The sequence below is a fragment of the Kitasatospora sp. NPDC059160 genome (assembly GCF_042755465.1).
In the GTDB taxonomy this organism is placed as follows: domain Bacteria; phylum Actinomycetota; class Actinomycetes; order Streptomycetales; family Streptomycetaceae; genus Kitasatospora.
In genome coordinates this window covers 1-20,574 of the sequence record NZ_JBHZCN010000121.1, presented here as the reverse complement: position 1 = coordinate 20,574, position 20,574 = coordinate 1, and the positions used below count along the sequence as shown (strand labels likewise).

Here is a 20,574-nt window from a genome sequence, read left to right as displayed (position 1 = left end):
CTCCGCGCCTCGGCCGACCGGAGAAAGGGGGGCGGTCGTGGCCATTGACGGCGGACCCGGCCACCCGGATCCTCTCCCCTACGGCCCGGCCGCCGGCCCGGCCGCACCGACGATCCGGGGGTGGTCACCGATGGCGAACCAGTTGGCGGACGAGCGGATGCCGACATCACTCAAGTGGGTGGTAGCGGGGGTCTGGCTGCACGCCGTCGGCAACAGCGCGGCTGGGATCTTCCTCCTCGCACTGATCCACGGCCAGCACGGTGAAGGCGTCGCCATGGTGACGTTCATCGCCTTCCTCTCGATCCTGATCGGCGTCCTGCTCGGCACCTGCGCGGCCCTGGCGCCGGGTGGGGCCCGGTGGACCCGGAGGACCGTACTGGTGATCGAGTGGCTCGCGATCGTCAGCGGCGTGATCCAGCTCTTCTCCGGCTCGATCATCTCGCTGGCCGGCATCGCGATCGCGGGCATCATCGTCCGGGCGTACAGCTCCGCCGAGGCCAAGGAGTGGTTCACGGTCTGAAGGGCCGATCGTCATCACCGGTCGCTGAGCGCGATCCTGCCGATCACGCGCAACAGCCGGCCGCGCTCCGGCCCGTCCGCTCCGACGGACCGCGGGCGTCTGGAGACGCATTGCGGAGTCCCTGAGACGCATTGCTGATTCCAAGGCAGGAACCCCGTCCTACCGTGGAAAGCACACGGGGAGCCCGCCCGGAACCATGAACGGTGCGGGAGGACCGATCCGTTCCTGACCCCCCTTCACCAAGAGGAGCATCATGCGAATCGGCACGCGCGTCATCGGAACCGCCCTGGCCGGAGCCCTCCTGGCCGTCGGAGGCGCATCCCAGGCCATGGCACAAGCGAAGTACAACGCGTCGACGTCGCTCTCCAACGGCCGCCTCAGCACGTCCATCTCCCAGGAGGACAAGACCCAGCCCGACGGGTCCGCCTTCTGGCAGCTGCAGGACGTCTACGAGAAGACCGGCGGCGGCACCATCACCGCACAGTTCGGGTTCAACTACCACGGCTACTCCTACAACCGCGACTGGAGCGACCAGTCCGTCAACCAGACCAAGGACGCGTGGTTCTGGGACCTCGGGTTCAACGACTGCCAGAACGTGATCGGCTGGATGGCCGTCAAGGGCCAGAACACGTTCTATAACGCGCCCGTCACCATCTGCTAGCAGCCGCCCGCCGTCACGATGGGCCCGCGCCCGAGGGCGTGGGCCCATCGCCGTGCCCACTGGAGTGCCACCAGCATGATCCGCGCGATCCTCCACCACGAGCCGGGACTGCTCTGGACCGTCCTGGCGGCTCTGATCGGCGCCGCCGCCCTCTCGGCGGCCGTCGCCGGACGGCGCTCGGCCCCGAGGCCGCTGTCCGCGCTCGCCGGAGCGTCCACCGCCCTGGTGCTCGTCGCCACCCTCTACCCCGTGCACCCCGACGCACCGGCCCCGCTCCGCTGCACCGCCGGGCTCGACCTGACGGGTGCGATGTCGGGCACCCAGGGCCTGATGAACATCGCCCTGTTCGTCCCGGCCGGCTTCTTCACCTCCCGCCTCGTTCGACGGCCCGTCAGCACCGGCATCGCCCTCACGCTGCTCTCCGCAGCCGTCGAGGCGACCCAGGCCCTGACCCCCGGCATCGGCCGCAGCTGCGATTCCGCCGACCTGTGGGACAACGCGCTCGGGGCCGTGCTCGGCTGTGGCCTCGCGTACCTGTGGAGCAGCCGGACGGGCGACCGGCCGCTGGGCACCACCAGGCGCGAGCTCGCACGCGGGGCGGTCGCCCTCGTGGGCGGAGCCGCAGTGATCGCGGCCGTCCTGGTGCCCTCCGTGACGGTCGTCGCACCCGACCCCACGGAGAACACCGCGGCCGGACCGGCCCAACGGGCCGCCGCCACCAAGGCGTTCCGGGAGTTCTTCGGGTCGGCCGCCGACATCGCGTCCGTCCAGTACGTCGAAGGATCCTCCGGCCACCCCGGGACGGTCAGCGTCACCGGCCGGCAGGGCAGCCTCGAACTGGCGTGGCCGGGCGGCGAACCGGCCTCCGGGCTCGTCGGGCCGACCCCCGACCAGGCACCCGGCGAAGTCAGCGACGACGTCGCGGTCGACGCCGCCACCCGCTTCGCCCGGACCCACTTCCCCTGGGCCCTCACCGACAGCTACCCCAGCACCGACCCCCAGCCCAATTCCGGCGGCGCCAGGACCGTCCAGTGGCGTTCCCGCGTCGACGGCGTCCTCATGCCGATGCGGCTCGACCTGCTCGTCACCGGCAACGGCCGGGTCAGTTCGTTCTCCGCCCGGCACGTCGACCCGCCCGCCCTCCCGAAGGCGACCGTCACCGAGGCGACCGCCCGGAGCACCGCGGCCACCGCCCACCCCGGCTTCACCACCAGCAGCACGATCCTCCTCGCCCAGGCGGACCGCGACGGCACCTGGCACCCGCGCTGGCTGGTCGGCATGAAGCCGCCGGAGGACCAGCAGAAGAAGGGCCTCCTGGTGGTCACCATCGACGCCGCCACCGGCGCCTTCGTCACGACCTAGCCGGCAGCTGCGGCCCCGCCTCAAGCAAACCGGGCATCACGTCACGTGCCGCCCCCTCGACTACCCGGCTGCCTCGGGGACAGCGTCACCGCCTCGGCAGGACCGGTGTCGGTGCCGGCGTCGAGGGCACGGGCGCGGGGTGGGCGCCGGGCAGGGCCAGGGCCAGGGCGGCGCCGAGGAGGCAGACCGCGAGACCGACGGTGCAGGCGACGTGGAACCCGTGCATGAAGGAGCTCTGGACCGCCGCCCGCAGGGCCGCTCCGGAGCCCGGAGGCGTGGCCGCCGCGGTGCGCAGGGCCTCGGCCACCGAGCCCTCGGCCGCGCTGAGGGTGCCGGCCGGGAGGGCGGAGAAGGCGGTCGTCGCGAGGTGGGAGGCGTAGAGGGAGGTGAAGACGCTGCCGACGACGGCGACGCCGAGGGTCCCACCGGTCTCGCGGGTCGCGTCGTTCACGGCCGATCCGACGCCCGCCTTGGCGGGCGGCAGGACACTGAGGATCGACTCGGTGGCCGGTGCGGTCGTCAGGCCGAGGCCCAGTCCCATCAGGATCATTTGACCGACGATCAGCCCGTAGGACTGGAAGGCGGGCGAGAGGGCGATCCACCCGAAGGAGGCCCCGAGCAGCAGGAGCCCGGAGGTCACGACCGCCCGGGTCCCGGCCCTGGCGGCGAGCGCGACCCCGCCGAGCGAGCCGAGCGCGATGGTGAGCGCGACCGGCAGGATCCGCACGCCGGTGGAGAGGGCGCCGTAGCCGCGGATGAACTGGAAGTACTGCGTCACCAGGAAGATGAAACCGAAGAGCGCGAAGAACGCGACGGTGACCGCTCCGCTGGCGGCGGAGAAGGCCGGGGTGCGGAACAGGGTGATGTCCACCATCGGGTGGCTGCGTCCGCGTTCGATCACCACGAAGAGGGCGGCGAGGGCGGTGGCGGCGGCGAAGCCCGCGAGGGTGGCGGGCCGGTCCCAGCCCCGGGTCGGCGCCTCGATGACCGTGAAGACCAGCAGGCCGACGGCGGCCGAGGCGGTGAGCAGGCCCGGTGGGTCCAGTCGGGCGCTCGACGGGTCCCTGGACTCCGGGACCCAGAACCAGGTGGTGGCGAGGGCGACCAGCGCCACCGGTACGAGCGCGAGGAAGACCGAGGGCCAGGCGAAGTGGGCCAGCAGGAGTCCGCCGGCGACCGGACCGACGGCGACGCCGAGGCCGGTGACCGCGCCCCACAGGCCGACCGCCTTGGCGCGTGCGCGGCGGTCGGGGAAGGCGTTGGTGATGACGGACAGGGTCGTGGGGAAGATGACCGCCGCGCAGGCGCCCATGGCGAAGCGGACGGCGATCAGCGCGCCGGACGACCCGGTGGCGGCTCCCAGCGCGCCGGTGAGCGCGAAGCCGCCGAGTCCGGTGAGCAGCGCGGGCCGTCGTCCGAACCGGTCGCCGAGCGAACCGGCGGTCAGGACGAGGGCCGCGAAGGCGAGGTTGTAGCCGTCGACGATCCACTGGAGGTCGCGGGTGGTGGCGTGCAGTTGGCGGCCGAGGTCCGGGAGGGCGACGTTGACGATCGTGGTGTCCAGGTTGATCGCGAAGGCCGCGAGGCAGACGGACGCGAGGGCCAGGGAGCGCCGGGGCGCGGGACGGTGGGGCATGGCCGCCTCCGACCAGGTGGGGCGGATGGTGCGGGCTCGGTCGAGGGAGTGGATCCCGCGATGTTGACAGCGGGAACATGTGGACATCTGCCAGCATTCCACCGCAAAGTGGACACTGTCAACACCGGAAGGGACGGGAGGGCGGGAACGTGGCCACGAGCCGGCCGTACCACCACGGAAACCTGCGGGAAGCACTGGTCGCCGGCGGGGTCGACCTCGCCAGGACCGGCGGACCCGCCGCCGTCGTCCTGCGCGCGGTCAGCCGGAGGGCGGGCGTCTCGCACAACGCCGCGTACCGGCACTTCGCCGGCCACGAGGCCCTGCTGGCGGCGGTCGCGGCGAGCTGCATGAACCGCTTGGGGCGGCTCATGCTCGCCCGCTCCGCGGCCGTGGACCTGCCCGACGAGGTGGCGGCGGCCCGCGCGCGGCTGGACGCGATCGGCCGGGCGTACATCGACTTCGCCCTGACCGAGCCCGGCTGGTTCCGCACCGCCTTCTGCGGGACCAGCGCCGCCCCGCGCGGGGAACCGGATCCGGCATCGGGCCTGGCATCGGGCGGGGAACCGGGCCCGGAGGGCTCCTGCGGCGCGGACCCCTACGCCATCCTGTCCACCCACCTCGACGACCTGGTCCGGCTCGGCGCCTTCCCCACCGACCGCCGCCCGGGCGCCGAGTACGCGGCCTGGTCGGCGGTCCACGGCCTGTCGGACCTGCTGGTCGAGGGCCCACTGCGGGGCCTGTCCGGAGCCGAGCTGCGCACCGCCGTCGAGGCCGTCCTGTCGACCGTCGCCCGCGGCCTCTGAGTCCGTAGGTCGCGCGGCGCATCATTCAGTAGCAGGTCTACTTCGCAGGACCAGCTAACGGTGAGCGTGATCGTCTGATCGTCTGCACTGACCAGGATCCGGCCGGACGGGGAGGCGTCGTAGGTTCGCCACTTGGAGGGGAGCCACCAGGCCTCCAGGGCCAGTTCTGCGACCACGACGCAGAGCGCCGCGGCCACCGCTGTGGCAATGAGGCGCGCGCGTCTCGATAGACGCGGCATCTTGATGGCCTGTCTCACCGCTCCACGGCGCAGACGACGGCCGGGTAACCAGCCAGTCCGATGCACCCAGGCCGTCCGAGGGTGTCCGCTGAACGACTTGACCTACCCGGAGGGCATCTGGGACGGCCATGCGACAGAGCAGGCCTCAGCCCTTGAGTCCCCGTGGAATTCCGACTCCTTTTCGTAGCGGACTTCCGCCCCCCGGCCGCCCCCGATCGGCTGCACTCGATGCCCTGACCGCACGACCTTCGCCGAAATTCCTCGTAATAAGATGAGCGCACGTTGATCAGTCTGCGGGTGCCGTGCCCGTGCAACGGCTGAGCGGCATCACAGTTCGCTTACCCCCACGACCCTCGTCTGCGGTCCCGAGGGAGAGCGGGCGTATCGACATGATCGGACTCCGGCCAGTGCTCCACGAACCCACGTCACCGCCGACCCGCCTGCAGGCCCGGGATGGCCTTGCACGGGCAAGAGCCCTGACTGTAGGCCGTGGTCGGGGTGAGCCAGGAGCCCGGTTGGCCGTCGTCGACGGCATGCGGCTGCTCGCCGCGCTCGCCGTCACAGGATTCCACTACCTCAGCGCGATCTCGCCCACCCTGTGGGGACCGTCCGCGAAGGAGTTCGCCTACCCGCTGCACCACGCATCGATGTACGGCTGGCTCGGTGTCGAGGCCTTCTTCCTCATCAGCGGATTCGTCATCTGCATGAGCGCCTGGGGGCGCACCGCAGGACAGTTCGCCGCCTCACGGATATCCCGGCTCTACCCGGCCTACTGGTGCGCTCTCATCCTGATCGTGGCCAGGATCGCGCTGATTCCCATGGAGACCCACGACGTCGGCGCGGTGATCCACCCCCGGATCGTCCTGGCCAACCTGACCATGTTCCCTGACGCCCTCCACGCAACCCTCCTGGACGGCGTCGCCTGGACCCTCGCCGTCGAGGCCCACTTCTACCTCCTCATGGCCGTCCTCCTGGCCTTCGGCACCACTTACCACCGGGTCATGGGGTTCTGCGTGATCTGGCTGGCCGCCGGGATCATCACCTCGGAGACGAAGAGCAAGTTCCTGGACGACCTCGTCCTCAGCCAGTACGCCGGCCTGTTCGTCGCCGGCATCGCGGTCTACCTCATGTACCGCTTCGGGCAGAACCTCATGCTCTGGATACTCCTCGGCTTCGCCTGGTGCTACGAACTGACCATGCTCCCCGCCCGGTTGACCGGCCACTACCGGGAGTGGGGATCCAAAGCACTCTGCTCCTGGACCGTCGCCAGCGCCCTACTGACCGCCTTCCTGGCCCTGCTGCTCCTGGCCACCATCGGCCCCCTCGCCCGCATCCGCTGGCGCTGGCTGATGACGGCCGGTGCGCTCACCTACCCCTTCTACCTGATCCACCAGAGCCTCGGCCTGCCCATGGCCGCCGAACTCACCGCCCACGCCCACTGGCTCGGCCCCTGGGGCCGACTCGCCCTCACCACCGTCTCGATGCTCCTCCTCGCCGCAATCATCCACCGGGTGGTCGAGAAGCCCATCGGCCGTGCCCTCCGTCGCCGCCTCGACCAAGCCCTCGACCGACACCCGAGCAACCCACCGGCACCGCGCCCGGAACCCGCACAGTGACCCGCCACTGATCACCGCGTCGTGCCGGCCCAGCCGTAGCGCGAGAAGGCGGGCCCCCGAACGTGGTTAGACGACGAGCGCTTGTGCGACCGTGGGGAACGCGGGTTCGGGAGGGCGGTCCGCGGGGATCCAGCGGGCGGTGAGGTGATTGTCGGATCCGGTGTCGGAGAGGTCGCCGGTCCACACTCGCGGCAGCGAGGACGAACAGAACGAACTGTCCGGCCTGGTCCCTGCCCTCAATCGGTGATCTCGGTCGGCAGTACGTCGAGGTACGTGCTGACTCCGTTCCTGGCGGCGTGCAGGAGTGGTGCCCCGCCTCTGCCACAGTGCCGACCCACCAGGCGACGAGTGCACGCGTGGACCTGACGCCGATTCCCTCCGGCCTGACCACGCGCTACTGGGTCATCAGCGAGGCTTGCCTGCCCGATGTCGACAGCGGGTACTTCGTCCCACTCGACGGACCGCCAGCCAGCTCTGATCATCGGCCGGAGCACAGACCGCTCTGCTACTTCCCGTGAACGACGGCACCCCCGACGTCATGCGCGCGAACGTTCCTGGGAACGCGCTCGCGCGTTCTCGACGGTCACGCGGACCTGTGGCCGAACTGCGGTGACGGAGTTCGCGCAAGCCCCCGGCTCGTGGCGGCCGTTCGCGGGAACGCGGCCACGCGGAGCGGGCAGGTCAGACCAACGGTGCGTTCACGGTGCTGCCGCCTCTCATCCGCCGGCCCTCGCCCAGCCTCCGCCGGTCCTGGCGCGACCTCGACCGTCTCGACCCGGTGCAGCGTCGCCGCCTCAAGGCCCGCACCCGTAAGGACCCCACCAGCACATACGGGCCGAACGCCGGACAACACCCCACGTCCAGCCAGGTCGGCGTGGCGCATCAGGCTTCCGTCGCGGGTTCGCGGTGGGGGCGGCCGGTCAAGTCGGCCGCGGTCCGGGTGAGGTGCTGGGTCAGTACCTCGGCCGCGGTGTCGGCGTCGCGGGCCAGCGCCGCCTCCTCCAGCCGGCGGTGCTCGCCGACGGCGTCCCGGCCGGGGTTGTGCTGCGCCGACCAGCGGCGAGCCAGTTCGCTCGCGGTCCACGTTCGGTCGAAGGTCTCCAGCAGGACGGGGTTGCCGCAGCCCTCCAGCAGGGTGCGGTGGAAGACCCGGTGGGCTTCGGACCATGCGGCGCTGTAGTACTCGCCCTCCTCCGGCACGTACGCCGGGGTGCGGGCCAGACGGTGGTGGGCGGCTCGTACGCGGGCCTCCCAGTCGACGTCCCCGCGCTCGATCGACATGCGCAGCACGACCGGTTCGATGGTCCTGCGGGCCTCCGCGATCTCCTGCCAGCGGCGGTCGGAGACGGCCGGGACGGCGAAGCCGCGGTTGGGCAGCCGGTCGGCGAGGCCCTCGCCGACCAGCCGCACGAGCGCCTCACGCACGACGGCCAGGCTCACGCCCTGTTCCTTGGCGAGGTCCTGCGGTTTGAGGGCGTCGCCGGGGGCGTGGTCCCCGCGCATGATCGCGTCCCGCAGGTGTGCGTAGACCTGCTCGGAGAGCATCAGCTTCCCCGGTGAGGTCGAGGTGTGGGCCGTCTGAGTCATGCCTCCAGCATAGACGATCCCGCAGATAATCGATTATTAGTGTTATGGTCGATTCAGCGACCGAGGGAGCGCGGCGGTGCCGCCACGCGAGGCCGTGGGCTCCGTCCGCCGCACCACCACCGCCCCACAGCACACACCGAAAGGAACGACGCGATGAGCGCCAACGACCCCTTCGCCCGCCTCCCCGAGGCGGACTTCTTCACCGTCACCAGCACCGCCGTCACCGACGGCGCCGCCTGGCCTCCCGAGCAGCACTCCTCCGGCGTCCCCGGCGGGAAGGACGTCTCCCCGCAGCTGTCCTGGAGCGGCGCCCCGGACGGCACCAAGAGCTACGCCGTCACCGTCTACGACCCCGACGCCCCCACCGGGTCCGGGTTCTGGCACTGGGCGGTCGCCGACATCCCCGCGACCGTCACCGAGCTGCCCGAGGGCGCCGGCGACGACACCGGCTCAGGCCTGCCCGAGGGCGCCTTCCAACTGCCCAACGACGCCCGCGCGGCCCGCTTCATCGGCGCCGCACCGCCGGCCGGGCACGGCCCGCACCGCTACTTCGTCGTGGTGCACGCCCTCGACGTCGAGTCCATCGGCGTCCCGGTCGACTCCACCCCGGCCGTCCTCGGCTTCACCATGGCCGGCCACATCCTCGGCCGCGCGGTTCTGACCGCCACCGCCGAAACCCCCGCCTGACGAACACCATGTCCGGACTCATCGACACCACGGAGATGTACCTCCGCACGATCCTGGAGCTCGAGGAGGAAGGCGTGGCCCCCATGCGCGCCCGCATCGCCGAGCGCCTGGACCAGAGCGGCCCCACCGTCAGCCAGACCGTCGCCCGCATGGAACGCAACGGTCTGCTGCACGTCGCCGACGACCGGCACCTGGAGCTGACGGAGGAGGGCCGGCGGACCGCCACGCGCGTGATGCGCAAACACCGGCTCGCGGAGTGCCTGCTCGTCGAGGTGATCGGACTGGAATGGGAGCAGGCCCACGCCGAAGCCTGCCGCTGGGAGCACGTGATGAGCGAGGCCGTCGAACGCCGCGTCCTCGTGCTGCTGCGGCACCCCACCACGTCGCCCTACGGCAACCCGATCCCGGGCCTGGAGGAACTCGGGGGGCAGAGCACCGTGGATCCGTTCCCTGTCGAGAGCATGGTCAGCCTCAGCGACCTCCAACCCGGGCCGAACGGCGCGACCGCGGTCGTACGGTGCATCAGGGAGCTGGTCCAGACCGACCCCCGACTGATGCACACCCTCAGGCACGCCGGGGTGCGGCCCGGCGCGGTCGTGAGCGTGACGTCCTCGTCCGGCGGTGTGACGGTCAGCAGCGGCGGGGCGGCCACCGAACTCCCCACGCAGACCGCCGCGCACGTCTTCGTGGCCGAGCGCTGAGCCCACCCGGGTGCCGGCCCATGCCGTAAGGCCCGTGCACCCGACGAGGACGGCCCTCGACCACGACGGCGGGTTCCAGCGATCCCCGCAACACCCCGACCCCAGGGAGTTGCGGGGATCGTGGATGTTGAGGGCTTGAAGGCGGGTTCTTCGAGCCACGCCACGACGGGGAGCCGTTGCCCCGCAGGTCGCGGGACTTCGATGAGAAGGCTCTCATCAGCCCGTGTCACCGTAGGACGCCCCGGCGGAGGCCGGACGGGAGCGAGGAGACCCCGATGGCGGGCGGTGACGGCACCGGGACGGTGCTGGTGGTGGACGACGACGACATCATCCGCAGGTCGCTGGAGCGCGGCCTGCGGCTCAGCGGGTTCACGGTACGCACGGCCGACGGCGGGCGGACGGCGCTGGGCCTGGTGGCCGACGAGCCGCCGGACGTGGTGGTCCTCGACGTCTCGATGCCCGACCTGGACGGCAGCGAAGTCTGCCGCCGGCTGCGGGAGCAGGGCATCGACACGCCCGTGCTGATGCTCTCCGCACTGGACGAGCTGGCCGACCGGGTGGCCGGCCTCCAGGCGGGCGCCGACGACTACCTGGTCAAGCCGTTCGCGCTGGAGGAACTGGTGCTGCGCCTGCACGCCCTGCTGCGCCGCCGAACCCGGGCCGGCGCGTACGGCCGTCCCGCCGGGCCGGGTGGTGAGGTGCTGCGGGTCGGGCCGCTGGAGATCGAACCCGCCGCCCGCGAGGCCCGCCGGGACGGGCAACCGCTGCGGTTGACGCGCCGCGAGTTCGAGTTGCTGGAGTACCTGGCCCGCAACGCCGGGCTGGTGCTGACCCGCGACCAGTTGCTGGACCGGGTGTGGGGCTACGACTTCGAGGTCCGCACCGATGCCGTCGACACGTTCGTCAGCTACCTGCGCCGCAAGCTGGAGGAGGGCGGCCGTTCACGGTTGATCCACACGGTGCGGGGCGTCGGCTTCGTGCTGCGGACTCCGGAGGCCCACCGGTGAGCGGCACCGCCTCCGCCCGGCGCTCGATCAGCCTGGCCACCCGGATCGCGACCGGTGCGGCCCTGCTCGTCCCGCTGCTCGTCCTGGGCACCGGCGCACTGCTGCTCGGGCTCGTCACCCACGATCTGCGCGCCCAGCAGGACACCAGGCTGCGCGACCGCGCCGCCGCCGTGCTCCCCGCCGCCAAGGCACTGCTGAGCGCCACCCGGCAGGACCGGCCCCGGGTCGAGCAGAACCAGCGCCGCAACCTGCTCGACGACGCACTGGACGTCGGCATCCGGGTGGCGGACGCGAACGGCGACCGGGTCACCGAGGGCGGCCCCGTGCCGGGCCCGGCCGCGGTACTCCCGCACCCCGCCCCCGCGGGCACCGGCGGGCCGGTCACCGTACGGGCGCAGGGCCGGGCCTGGCGGGTGCTGGCCCGGCCGGTGGCGGGCGCCGACCCCGGCACGCTCTGGGTCACCGCACCGGTATCGGCGACCGACCCGCAGGTGGACGCGGTGCGCGGGCGGATCCTGTGGGCCGCAGCGCTGGCCGCACCGCTCTCCGGACTGCTCGCCTACGGCCTCGCCCGACGGGCCACCGCGCCGCTCAGCCGCCTGGGCCGACGCGCCGCCGCGCTCGACCCGCGGGCCGGCGCCGTGGGCTTCACCCACCGGCACAGCGGGGTCCGCGAGGTGGACGAGCTCGCGCTCGCGCTGGAGAGCGCGCTGGCCCGGTACGACCAGCAGGTCGCACGGACCGGCCAGGCACTGGAAACCGCCCGCTCGTTCTCCGCCGCCGCCTCCCACGAACTGCGCACACCGCTGATGAGCCTGCGGACCAACCTGGACGTCCTCGGCGCGCACCCGGACCTGCCGCCGACAGACCGCGCGGAGATCCTCTCCGACCTCCGCGACGACCAGCGGCGACTCCTTGACCTGCTCACCGCACTGCGGACGCTGGCCCGTGGCGACCTGGTCGAGGAGGAGGCGTTCACGGTCCTCGACCCGGCCGACCCGGCCGCGGCCGCCGTCGCGGAGCTGCGCCGGCGGCGGCCGGAGGTGACCGTCGACCTGGCCGGTCCCGGCCTCACCGGGCCGGACACCGGCGGGCCGGACGTCGGGCCTGGCACCGGCGGGCCGGACGTCGGGCCTGGCACCGGCGGGCTGCGGGTGCACGGGTGGGAGGCCGGGCTGCGGATCGTCTGCGACAACCTGCTCGCCAACGCGGCCGTGCACGGTCACCGGCCCGGGGAACCGGCCCGGATCGCGGTCGGACTGCGCCGGGACGCCGGACAGGCGGTGCTGACCGTGGACGACGACGGGCCGGGCATCCCGGTGGCGGACCGGGCGGCGGTCTTCGACCGCTTCCGCCGGCGCCGGGACAGCCCCGGCTCGGGACTGGGACTGACCCTGGTCGCCCAGCAGGTGGCCCTGCACCGCGGCACCGTCACGGTCACCGAGCCGCCGGGCGGGACCGGCTGCCGCGTCGAGGTCCGGCTGCCCCTGGTCGGCGAGGACGCCCCGACCCCGCCCCTGCCGGCCCGCCGCGAATGGATCAGCTCCACGGGTGCGAGCGCCTGACGCGCCACGGGCGTCGGAGCACCCGCGAAGCGGTGGGCCGGCTCGTCGGCTCACAAGGAATCCACAAAGAGGGTCCTTATCGTCCTGCTCAGCCGGACCGCCCGACGCTCCGGCCGGACCTGCCACCCGTGGCAACTGGAGGACTTCGCCATGCACCCGCACCGCAAGGCCGCTGCCGTGATCGGCGCTCTCGCCCTGGGCACCACCCTGGTCGCCCTCACCGGACCGGCTCAGGCCGCCACGCCCAGTGCCACCCCGGTGGCCTCCCGGACCCCGAAGGTGCTGCCGACGCCCGAGGGCGACGGAGCGAAGGGCATCTGCAAGCGGCTGCCGAAGGCCGACCGGCGGATCAAGAACGCCCTGGACCGCCTGAACGGTCCGGTCACCGAGGCCGGCTCGATCGCCCGTCTGCAGCAGCGGGTGAACAACGCCAAGGCCGCCGGCCACACCGCGATCTACAACGACCTCAACGACCGGCTGACGTACCGCAAGAGCCTGGTGCCGACGCTGACCCAGCGCCAGAGCGACCTGAACGCCGTCGCCACCTGGTGCTCCTCGCAGGGCCTCGGCACCCCGACCGCACAGTGACCGACCGCGCAGTGACCGCCGGCGCAGTGACCGTTCCCGGCACGACGTCCGACCCGGTCGGCGGCGGGTCGGCGGCTGCACCGGTACCAGCCGCCCGGCTGTCGCGGCGAACCGCTGCCGTCACGGCCGCCCTGCTCGCCACGCTCGCCCTGACGGCGTGCGGCACGAACGGGACCGGCCCCGGCAGGATCGGTGCACCCGCCGCCGGGTCACCGTCCGCCGGCGCGAGCGGGTCGGCGGCGAGCGGTGACCGACTCGGCGAGATGCGGAAGAAGGTGGACGCCGCCGACAGCGCCGCCGCCGCTGCCGAATCGGACGCCGCCGAGGACACCCAGGACACCTCGACTCCCTGACCCCACAAGCTCTTCGGCTGTTCCCCGTCGAAGCAACGGGGAACAGCCGAAGCCGCCTGTGAAGCCTGTGAAGCCTGTGAGATCGATCGAAAGGGCTCCGGGCGTGCTCTCCGGCACACGAGCACCGCCTTCGCCGGGACCGGCGGGGAGCACCGACAGCACCCGCGGACCGGGCCCGGCACGGGTCCCGGCGTCGGCCCGGCTGCGGACTGACGCCCGTTCGTCGCACGGGCCGCACCTGTGTCCCCTCCGGGCCCGCCGGCGGGGAGGGTCAGGAGGTGGGCATCAGGACGGTGTCGACGATGTACACGGTGGCGTTGGCGGTCTGGACGTTGCCGCACAGGACCTTGGCGTCGCCGTTGACGGTGAAGTCGGGGCTGGCACCGGTGACCGTGACGTTGCCGGTCTCCAGGGTCTTGTGCGCGCCGGTGAGGTCGCCGGGGGCGAGGCGCTGGGGGGCGACGTGGTAGGTGAGGATCTTGGTGAGCTTCTCCTTGTCGGCGAGGACGGCGTCCAGGGTGGCCTTGGGGATCTTGGCGAAGGCGTCGTTGGTCGGCGCGAACACCGTGATGTTCTGCGCGGAGTTGAGGGTGTCGACGAGCCCGGCCTGCTTGACGGCGGTCACCAGGGTGGACAGCAGCGGGTTGTTGGAGGCGGCGGTGGCGACCGGGTCCTTGGCCATGCCGGTGAAGGACCCGGCGCCGTCCTTGGGCACGGCGGCGCAGGCCGTCCCGAACGGCTGGTCGCTCATGGCGGCACCGGCCGCCGTCGCGGGGGCGGCGGCCGAGGACGGCGCGGCGGCGGGGGCCTTGGAGGCGGAGGACGATCCGGAGCCGCTGCTGCAGGCCCCGAGGCTGAGGGCGAGCGCGGTCACGGCGAGGAGCGCGGTGACCGCGTTGCGGCGCGGGGCGGTGACGTTCATGGAAGGAATCTCCTTGTGAGGATGGAACGGTCAGCCCCTGGGGCGGACCGCACCGGCTGGTGCCGGTGTCATGAAGGTGGTCTGGTGGTCTGGTGGTTTCCGGGCGGGCCGGTCGGGGCCCTCAGGTGACGGTGACGACGACGCTGTGCCAGCCGGTGGCCCCGGACGGGAAGGGGGCGGCCCGCTCCTCGGTCTGGACGGCGCCGCCGGCATCGGTCGCTCGGACCTCGATCCGGTGGGTGCCGGGAGTGGCACCGGCCCATGTGCAGGTCCATTGCCGCCAGAGATCGGGGCCGGCGTCGGTGGCGAGCAGCGCGCGCTGCCAGGGGCCGCCGTCGACGCGGACCTCGACGGCGGCGATCCCCCGGTGCGTCGCCCAGGCGGTTCCGGCCACCGTGACCTCCCCCGCGGGAACACGGGCGAACGGCGCCGGAACCTCGATCCGCGAGGCGGTGCGGACCGCGCCGGTGCGGTCCCAGCCCCGGCGCACCCAGTACGGGTCGTACGCGGCGAAGGTGGTGACGTCCAGGTCGACGAGCCATTTGGTGGCGGAGGTGTAGCCGTAGAAGCCGGGGACGACGCTGCGGCAGGGGAAGCCGTGGGCGACGGGCAGGGCTTCGCCGTTCATCGCGACCGCCAGCAGCGCGCGCCGGCCGTCGAGTACCGACTCCAACGGTGTGCCGATGGTCATGCCGTCCTGGGAGTGGCCGACCAGTTGGTCGGCTCCGGGACGCACCCCGGCACGGCGCAGCAGGGCCGGGAGGGAGGCGCCGAGCCAGCGGGTGGTGCCGGCGTAGGGGCCGCCCACCTCGTTGGAGACACAGGTCAGCGTGTGGTCCAGTTCCTCCAGCGGTTCGTGCAGGAGGTCGTCGAAGGTCAGCAGGAGCGGGTGGTCGACGAGGCCGCGGATGCGCAGGGCCCAGTGTCGGGGATCGATGCGGGGAAGGGTGAGCGCGGTGTCGACGCGGTAGAAGTCCGTGTTCGGGGTGACGAACGGGGACAGGCCCGGGACCTTGGGCCGCACCGCGGCGGGCGGTGGGGGCAGGGGTTGGGCGGCGGGTGGGATCCGAACGGCCGCGCGCAGTGCCCCGGTGTCGTAGCGGCGGTCCGCCAGGATCCGGCCGCCGACACCGGCGAGTGCGCCGACGGCGATCGTCGCGCCGGTGGCGGCCAGCACGGCCCGGCGGCTGGTGTCCTGGGTCGGGGCGGGTTGCTCCTGCTGCGCCGGGTCGTCGTCCGAATTCGCGGTCGACGCGGTCGACGCGGTCGACGCGGTCGTACGCGCCGGGGGCGCGGCCGCTCGGCGCAGTCGTGACAGGCCGAGGACGGTGAGCGCGCCGACCGCGCCCGACGCGAGGGCCGGTGCGGCGTCCGCGGCGCCCGCACCCGACCGGGAGAGAGCGGCCCAGGCGCCCAGGAGTCCGAAGGCCCCGAAGACACCTGCTCCGCTCTTCGGACGGCGGGCGGACAGCCATCCGGTGAACGCGGCCAGCAGAGCCGTCGTCAGGAGGATCCCGCCGAGCAGCACCGCCTTGTCCTGGGTGCCGAAGGTGCGGACGGCGTACTCCTTCAACGGAGTCGGCGTCAGGTCGATCGCCGCCGAGCCGACCGCGATGGCCGGCGCGGTACCGGGGCCGGTCACCGCGGCGACCAGTTCGCCCACCCCGAGCGCGGCCACCGCCGCGGCCACCCCGGCCGCGGCGGCCGCACCCGCACGCACCGCCCGCGTCCGACGTCGGACCGAAGGGGGCGGGGGCGGGGCTGCGTCGGTGTTCACACCCGCCATTCGGCGGCCGCCAGGGCCCGGATGGGTGCCAATTCCGGAACACCCTCAGGGGTGAACCCAGCCGAACGAACTGACGAGGTGGGCACGGGTGCCGGAGGGCGGCGTCCGGCCGGTACGGCAGGTCGCCGTCGACGAGGTGTGGTCGGCCCTGCGGTTCCGCCCGGCCTGCCCCGGATACCGGCGGCCGGTGCCGCCACGGACCCTCGCGTATGGAACGACGGGGGCTCGAACCTTGGATCGGAGGAACCTCCGCCGTCCAGGTGCCGGCGCCGTCAGGGTCAGAGGCATCCGCGGGTACGCGGGGGGCTGGAGACGGTGCGCGGATCATCTCGCCGTAGTCTCCCCCGCACACCCGCGCCGCCCGGGCCCGCGTCGAGCGGCCGGACGCCGCAGCGTCGGCCGGAACGTGACTATCCGGTGGTGACGTGGACGGCGTCGCCGCCGAGTGCGGTGTAGAGCTCGGTCCAGTGGCGGTCGGTGTCCGTGGGCGGTCTGCCGTCGCAGTACGTCTTCGTGCCGTTGGCGGTGTAGAAGCGCATCATCTCCAGCACCGACTTCGGGTCGGACTTCTCCCGGCCCGTGTACGCGCTGCCGGGGTCCTGGCTCTGGTGCTGGATGCAGCTGGGGGACGGGGTGCCCGCCTGGGCGTCGAACCTGCCGTCCGGCTCGCCGCCGCAGCCGGCCAGGGCGGTGACGGCGGCCAGGGCGGGTACGAGAAGGCGAACTGCTCTGCGTGGGGTGCGGGCGTTCACGGTGGCGGGCCTCCGAGGTGGGACGTCAGATGGTGGCGGGCAGGCTGCGGACGGCCAGTCCGATTCCCACCGTGAGGATGAGCAGGGCGGTCAGCAGTGAGCTGTAGGGGGTGAGGCGGCGCAGGCGGCCGAGGAGCGGCCCGTCGGTGGCGGCGGCGAGGCGGTCGCCCAGACGGACCAGGAGCAGGCCGACCGCGGTGAGGGTGGCGGCCATGCCCAGGCCGTAGGCGACCACGAGGGCCGCGCCGAACAGGGTCCGGCCGAGCGCGATGGCTCCGAGGAGGACGACGAGCGCCGACGGGCTGGGGACCAGGCCTCCGGCGATGCCCAGGCCGATCAGCCCGCGGCGGCCGGGCGGGGCGTGGTGATGGTGGTGACCGCCGCCGAAGAGGCCGTGGCGGTGCCCGTGGTCGTGATGGTGCCGAGCCGCGTGGTCGTGATGGTGTCCACCGGCATGATCGTGGCCGTGGCCGTGGCCGTGGCCCTGGTCGTGGCCGTGGCCGTGGTCGTGGCCCTGGTCGTGGCCCTGGCCGTGGTCGTGGTCGTGGTGCTCGGCGTGGCCGCCGTGGGCGTGGCCGTGCGGGTGGGCGTGGCCGTGGTGCTGGGCCGGGGAGGGGGCCGCCGCCGAGTGGGCGAGTTCCCTGGCCCGCTCCGCCCCGGGCTCACCCGTGTCGTGCGCGTGGTCCGGGAGGGGGTCGGGGTGCGGACCGCCGCGCGCGCGGCGGGTCGCGTCCCGCAGCAGGCCGAGGCCGACGACCGCGACCAGGGCTCCGCTGGCAACGCCGAGCCAGCCCAGGACGACGTCGCCGGCCAGCGAAGCGGACGCGGTCAGGGCCAGGCCGATCACGAGGACGCCGGCGGTGTGGGTGAGGGTGACGGTGGCTCCGACCGCGACCGCGTCCCGGGTGCTCCCGCGCCGGCCGGCCAGGTAGGCGGCCATCACGGTCTTGCCGTGCCCGGGCAGCAGCGCGTGCCCGGCCCCGAGTACGATCGAGAGCAGGACGGCCAACAGGCCGATGGGAACGGTGAGTTGACGGGCCGCCCCGAGGCCGGCGAGTCGGCTGTCGAGGCCGGCGAGCCAGGCGGTGGGGCCCGAGCCGTCGTTTCGGGAGACGGTCCCCGCCCCGGCGGCCGGGCCGCCGCCCGGCAGGGCGCGGAACCGTGCGCGGGTGACGCCACTGGGGCTGTTGAGGAGGTCGCGGGGGTAGTCCCGCAGCTCCTTGGACACCGACTCGGCCGGCACGTCCGTCGGGTCGAGCCGGGTGTCCTCGCCCCGCGCGGTGATCTCGTTCCAGCCGACCCGGCCGGGGTCGCTCCCGCTGGAGACCCGCACGGTGGTTCCGCCGGCCGGAACGCTCAGGGCCGCGTCCAGCACGCACTCCAGCCGGCTCGTGGGCAGACCGGCGGAGCCGTCCTCGTACCGGAACCGCGCGGACCGGGTCGTCCAGCGCAGCGCCGTGGACGCCTGCTCCGTCGTCACCTCGAGGCGCTGGGCGGTCTGTGCGCACTGCTCGGCCGCCCAGGCGGCAAGCTCCCCGTCGTCGATCGCGCCGTCGCCGTTGCGGTCGACCCTCGGCCGTTCCTGGAGGGTGGGGATCTCGGCGGCGTCGGTGACGGCCAGGGCCTCGATCCGGTCGGGGTGGACGGTGAACCCGAGGTAGTGGTTGACGGAGAAGTTCCCCAGCGGGTGCGCGTGAGCGGGCGCCGCGAGGCCGAGCAGACACAGCGCGCCCACCGCCCCCGCGCCCGTCCGAACCACGCGTCGCGGCAGCACCACGTCATTGCCTCCGGGGAGAACGACCCGCCACCACGGCCGAGAGGGCCGACGGCCGGGATGAGGATGAGGGCGAGCGCCCGAGCGGTAACCCTGGTGGCCTCGTCCGGCGGACGGCACGTCACCACTCCGGCGAAGTCCACGGGATCACTCGCACGGGGCACCCGCCCCGAATGCACAGCCCCCTCCCGAACGCGAGTGCCCTCACTGCACCCCCGGCGCTCTCCCTGCCCCGGACCGTTGCCGCTCAGAGCACGGACAGGTTCCACCGACCAGGTGGTCCGGCTGGGCCGGGCGGGTGAGGCGACCAAACCTCACCCGCCCGGCGCGCGAAGCACGAACAGGATCCGGTTCACAGTGCCCCTTGCGGCTGCCCAGCCGGACCTGCGCCGGGGCCGGACGGGCCCCGGGCGGACATCGACCGTCACGGAAGCGAGAACCCGACCCCCAATGAACGTCACGCGCCGACCTTCCCGCAGAACCCGGATCGCGCGCAGCGCGGCCATCCTCACCAGCATGAGCCTGGCCATCGCCAGCACCGCGCTCATCGGCCCCGGAGCCGGAACCGGCAACGCCTCCAGCCACCGCGAAGCGCCCCTGACCGCCGCCGACCCGCAGGTCGACAACACCGACGTCTACGCCTTCACCAGCCCCGACAACCCCGACACCGTCACCCTCATCGCCAACTGGCTGCCCTTCCAGGAGCCCAACGGCGGCCCCAACTTCTACCCCTGGGCCGACGGCGCGCACTACGACGTCAACATCGACTCCCAGGGCACCGGAAAGCCCGACATCACCTACCGCTGGACGTTCCACACGGACGACCAGCGCGGCACCAACACCTTCCTCTACAACAACGGCGTGGTGAACAACCTCACCGATCCCACCCTCCTGTTCCGCCAGTACTACACGCTCCAGGAGCTGCGCCCGGGCTGCGAGCCCGTGACGCTGGTCGAGCACGGCCAGGTCGCCCCCTCGGACACCGGCAAGGCCTCCATGCCCGACTACGGCCGGCTCCGCAACCAGGCGACCGTCCAACTCCCCGGCGGCGGGCAGACGGTGGCCACTCAGGCCGCCGACCCGTTCTTCCTCGACCTGCGGGTCTTCGACCTGCTCTACGGCGGCAACCTCTCCGAGGTCGGCCAGAACACCCTCGCCGGCTACAACGTCAACACCGTCGCCCTGCAGATCCCCAAGAGCCGCCTCGCCTTCAAGGGCGACCCCGGCCGCAACCCCGTCATCGGCGTCTGGTCGAGCACCGAGAAGCAGACCCTCAAGCTCAGCCCCGGCAAGGCGGACCCGACCGGCCGGCACGTCCAGGTCTCGCGCCTGGGCAACCCGCTGGTCAACGAGGTCGTCGTCCCGGCAGGTCTCAAGGACACCTTCAACTCCCTGCCGCCGTCCCAGGACCACAACCAGCCCGTACTGGTGAACAAGGTCCTGAACCCGGAGGTGCCGCAGCTCGTCCAGGCCATCTACGGCATCCCGGCCCCCGCCACCCCCCGCACCGACCTCCAGGAGATCTTCCTCACCGGCATCGCCAAGGCGACCAACGGGCCCCTCGCCGTCGACCTCAACTCCCAGCTCATGAACCAGGACATCGACGCGTCCAAGTTCGTGCCCGCCGAGGAGCTGCGCCTGAACATGTCGACGCCCGTCACCGCGAATCCCGACCGGCTCGGCGTCCTCGACGGCGACTTCCAGGGCTACCCCAACGGGCGCCGCCTGACCGACGACGTCGTCGACATCGAACTCCAGGCGTTGGAAGGCGCGACCCCCGGCCACCTCATCCCCGCGCTCGCCGCCGGCGACAAGGTCGACCACGCCGACAAGCCGTTCTCCGCCGCGTTCCCGTACGTCGCGCTGCCCTACGCCAAGGCTGTCAACCAGCCCAACTAGCAACGTGGACGCGGGTGGTAGGCGGCGCGACCCCCCACCACCCCCCCCCCCCCACCCCACCCCCAACCCCCCAGGACCCCCATTCGCCCCCAGCCCCAACAGCGAACCCCCCCCCC

The 20,574-nt window shown here is 72.9% G+C and carries 17 protein-coding genes; 11 read left to right on the top strand and 6 right to left on the bottom strand.

Annotated features, from left to right (window positions below):
- The first annotated feature begins 130 nt into the window (after positions 1–130).
- The 3 genes from ACFXOZ_RS35880 to ACFXOZ_RS35870 all read left to right on the top strand — a co-directional run bounded on the left by ACFXOZ_RS35880 (position 131) and on the right by ACFXOZ_RS35870 (position 2,543).
- Entirely contained in the window at positions 131–520 is a 390-nt protein-coding gene (locus tag ACFXOZ_RS35880; RefSeq protein ID WP_375889434.1) for a hypothetical protein, read from the top strand.
- Positions 521–773: 253 nt separating this feature from the next.
- Positions 774–1,181 carry a hypothetical protein gene (locus ACFXOZ_RS35875; RefSeq protein WP_375889433.1) on the top strand — a complete coding sequence of 136 codons (408 nt, stop codon included), beginning with the start codon at positions 774–776 and terminating at the stop codon, positions 1,179–1,181.
- Between the two features lie 75 nt (positions 1,182–1,256).
- The gene (locus ACFXOZ_RS35870) at positions 1,257–2,543 is read left to right on the top strand and encodes a VanZ family protein (protein WP_380594107.1); all 1,287 of its coding nucleotides are present in this window, start codon (positions 1,257–1,259) and stop codon (positions 2,541–2,543) included.
- Between the two features lie 85 nt (positions 2,544–2,628).
- On the opposite strand, the gene ACFXOZ_RS35865 is transcribed toward ACFXOZ_RS35870, so the two are convergent.
- Entirely contained in the window at positions 2,629–4,179 is a 1,551-nt protein-coding gene (locus ACFXOZ_RS35865) for an MFS transporter (RefSeq protein WP_380594105.1), read from the bottom strand.
- A gap of 149 nt (positions 4,180–4,328) precedes the next feature.
- Here ACFXOZ_RS35865 and ACFXOZ_RS35860 point away from each other — a divergent pair, with 149 nt between their 5' ends.
- Together ACFXOZ_RS35860 and ACFXOZ_RS35855 are read left to right on the top strand one after the other, a co-directional pair.
- On the top strand, positions 4,329–4,982 hold the full coding sequence (locus ACFXOZ_RS35860) for a TetR/AcrR family transcriptional regulator (protein WP_380594103.1): 654 nt from the start codon (positions 4,329–4,331) through the stop codon (positions 4,980–4,982).
- 754 nt (positions 4,983–5,736) lie between these two features.
- Positions 5,737–6,837 (top strand): acyltransferase family protein, encoded by a 1,101-nt coding sequence (locus ACFXOZ_RS35855; RefSeq protein ID WP_380594101.1) that lies wholly within the window; start codon positions 5,737–5,739, stop codon positions 6,835–6,837.
- 882 nt (positions 6,838–7,719) lie between these two features.
- On the opposite strand, the gene ACFXOZ_RS35850 is transcribed toward ACFXOZ_RS35855, so the two are convergent.
- The gene (locus ACFXOZ_RS35850; protein ID WP_380594099.1) at positions 7,720–8,424 is read right to left on the bottom strand and encodes a GntR family transcriptional regulator; all 705 of its coding nucleotides are present in this window, start codon (positions 8,422–8,424) and stop codon (positions 7,720–7,722) included.
- Positions 8,425–8,577: 153 nt separating this feature from the next.
- On the opposite strand from ACFXOZ_RS35850, the gene ACFXOZ_RS35845 reads away from it, so the two are divergent.
- The 5 genes from ACFXOZ_RS35845 to ACFXOZ_RS35825 all read left to right on the top strand — a co-directional run bounded on the left by ACFXOZ_RS35845 (position 8,578) and on the right by ACFXOZ_RS35825 (position 12,972).
- Positions 8,578–9,111, top strand: a complete 534-nt coding sequence (locus tag ACFXOZ_RS35845) for a YbhB/YbcL family Raf kinase inhibitor-like protein (RefSeq protein ID WP_375896466.1) — start codon at positions 8,578–8,580, stop codon at positions 9,109–9,111.
- Between the two features lie 8 nt (positions 9,112–9,119).
- Entirely contained in the window at positions 9,120–9,812 is a 693-nt protein-coding gene (locus ACFXOZ_RS35840; RefSeq protein ID WP_380594097.1) for a metal-dependent transcriptional regulator, read from the top strand.
- Positions 9,813–10,087: 275 nt separating this feature from the next.
- Positions 10,088–10,819 (top strand): response regulator transcription factor, encoded by a 732-nt coding sequence (locus ACFXOZ_RS35835; RefSeq protein ID WP_380594095.1) that lies wholly within the window; start codon positions 10,088–10,090, stop codon positions 10,817–10,819.
- Entirely contained in the window at positions 10,816–12,384 is a 1,569-nt protein-coding gene (locus tag ACFXOZ_RS35830; protein ID WP_380594093.1) for a sensor histidine kinase, read from the top strand. The genes ACFXOZ_RS35835 and ACFXOZ_RS35830 overlap by 4 nt, the downstream gene beginning before the upstream one ends.
- Positions 12,385–12,534: 150 nt before the next feature.
- Entirely contained in the window at positions 12,535–12,972 is a 438-nt protein-coding gene (locus ACFXOZ_RS35825) for a hypothetical protein (RefSeq protein ID WP_380528919.1), read from the top strand.
- A gap of 624 nt (positions 12,973–13,596) precedes the next feature.
- Here the strand turns inward: ACFXOZ_RS35825 and ACFXOZ_RS35820 are convergent.
- The 4 genes from ACFXOZ_RS35820 to ACFXOZ_RS35805 all read right to left on the bottom strand — a co-directional run bounded on the left by ACFXOZ_RS35820 (position 13,597) and on the right by ACFXOZ_RS35805 (position 18,562).
- Positions 13,597–14,247, bottom strand: a complete 651-nt coding sequence (locus tag ACFXOZ_RS35820; RefSeq protein ID WP_375896479.1) for a fasciclin domain-containing protein — start codon at positions 14,245–14,247, stop codon at positions 13,597–13,599.
- Between the two features lie 121 nt (positions 14,248–14,368).
- Complete coding sequence (locus ACFXOZ_RS35815) at positions 14,369–15,967, bottom strand: molybdopterin-dependent oxidoreductase (RefSeq protein ID WP_380594091.1); 1,599 nt, start codon at positions 15,965–15,967, stop codon at positions 14,369–14,371.
- A 476-nt stretch (positions 15,968–16,443) separates the two neighbouring features.
- Complete coding sequence (locus ACFXOZ_RS35810) at positions 16,444–16,785, bottom strand: hypothetical protein (protein WP_380528912.1); 342 nt, start codon at positions 16,783–16,785, stop codon at positions 16,444–16,446.
- Positions 16,786–16,810: 25 nt separating this feature from the next.
- On the bottom strand, positions 16,811–18,562 hold the full coding sequence (locus ACFXOZ_RS35805; protein WP_380594089.1) for a high frequency lysogenization protein HflD: 1,752 nt from the start codon (positions 18,560–18,562) through the stop codon (positions 16,811–16,813).
- Positions 18,563–19,075: 513 nt separating this feature from the next.
- Between ACFXOZ_RS35805 and ACFXOZ_RS35800 the strand changes: the two genes are divergently transcribed.
- Positions 19,076–20,458 (top strand): DUF4331 domain-containing protein, encoded by a 1,383-nt coding sequence (locus ACFXOZ_RS35800; protein ID WP_380594087.1) that lies wholly within the window; start codon positions 19,076–19,078, stop codon positions 20,456–20,458.
- Positions 20,459–20,574: the final 116 nt, after the last annotated feature.

Bases quoted from the DNA above. Each gene is read 5' to 3' on its own strand.
- ACFXOZ_RS35835 (WP_380594095.1), top strand. From the start codon at position 10,088: ATGGCGGGCGGTGACGGCACCGGGACGGTGCTGGTGGTGGACGACGAC.
- ACFXOZ_RS35850 (WP_380594099.1), bottom strand. From the start codon at position 8,424: ATGACTCAGACGGCCCACACCTCGACCTCACCGGGGAAGCTGATGCTC.
- ACFXOZ_RS35870 (WP_380594107.1), top strand. From the start codon at position 1,257: ATGATCCGCGCGATCCTCCACCACGAGCCGGGACTGCTCTGGACCGTC.
- ACFXOZ_RS35820 (WP_375896479.1), bottom strand. From the start codon at position 14,247: ATGAACGTCACCGCCCCGCGCCGCAACGCGGTCACCGCGCTCCTCGCC.
- ACFXOZ_RS35840 (WP_380594097.1), top strand. From the start codon at position 9,120: ATGTCCGGACTCATCGACACCACGGAGATGTACCTCCGCACGATCCTG.
- ACFXOZ_RS35800 (WP_380594087.1), top strand. From the start codon at position 19,076: ATGAGCCTGGCCATCGCCAGCACCGCGCTCATCGGCCCCGGAGCCGGA.
- ACFXOZ_RS35865 (WP_380594105.1), bottom strand. From the start codon at position 4,179: ATGCCCCACCGTCCCGCGCCCCGGCGCTCCCTGGCCCTCGCGTCCGTC.
- ACFXOZ_RS35825 (WP_380528919.1), top strand. From the start codon at position 12,535: ATGCACCCGCACCGCAAGGCCGCTGCCGTGATCGGCGCTCTCGCCCTG.
- ACFXOZ_RS35880 (WP_375889434.1), top strand. From the start codon at position 131: ATGGCGAACCAGTTGGCGGACGAGCGGATGCCGACATCACTCAAGTGG.
- ACFXOZ_RS35875 (WP_375889433.1), top strand. From the start codon at position 774: ATGCGAATCGGCACGCGCGTCATCGGAACCGCCCTGGCCGGAGCCCTC.
- ACFXOZ_RS35845 (WP_375896466.1), top strand. From the start codon at position 8,578: ATGAGCGCCAACGACCCCTTCGCCCGCCTCCCCGAGGCGGACTTCTTC.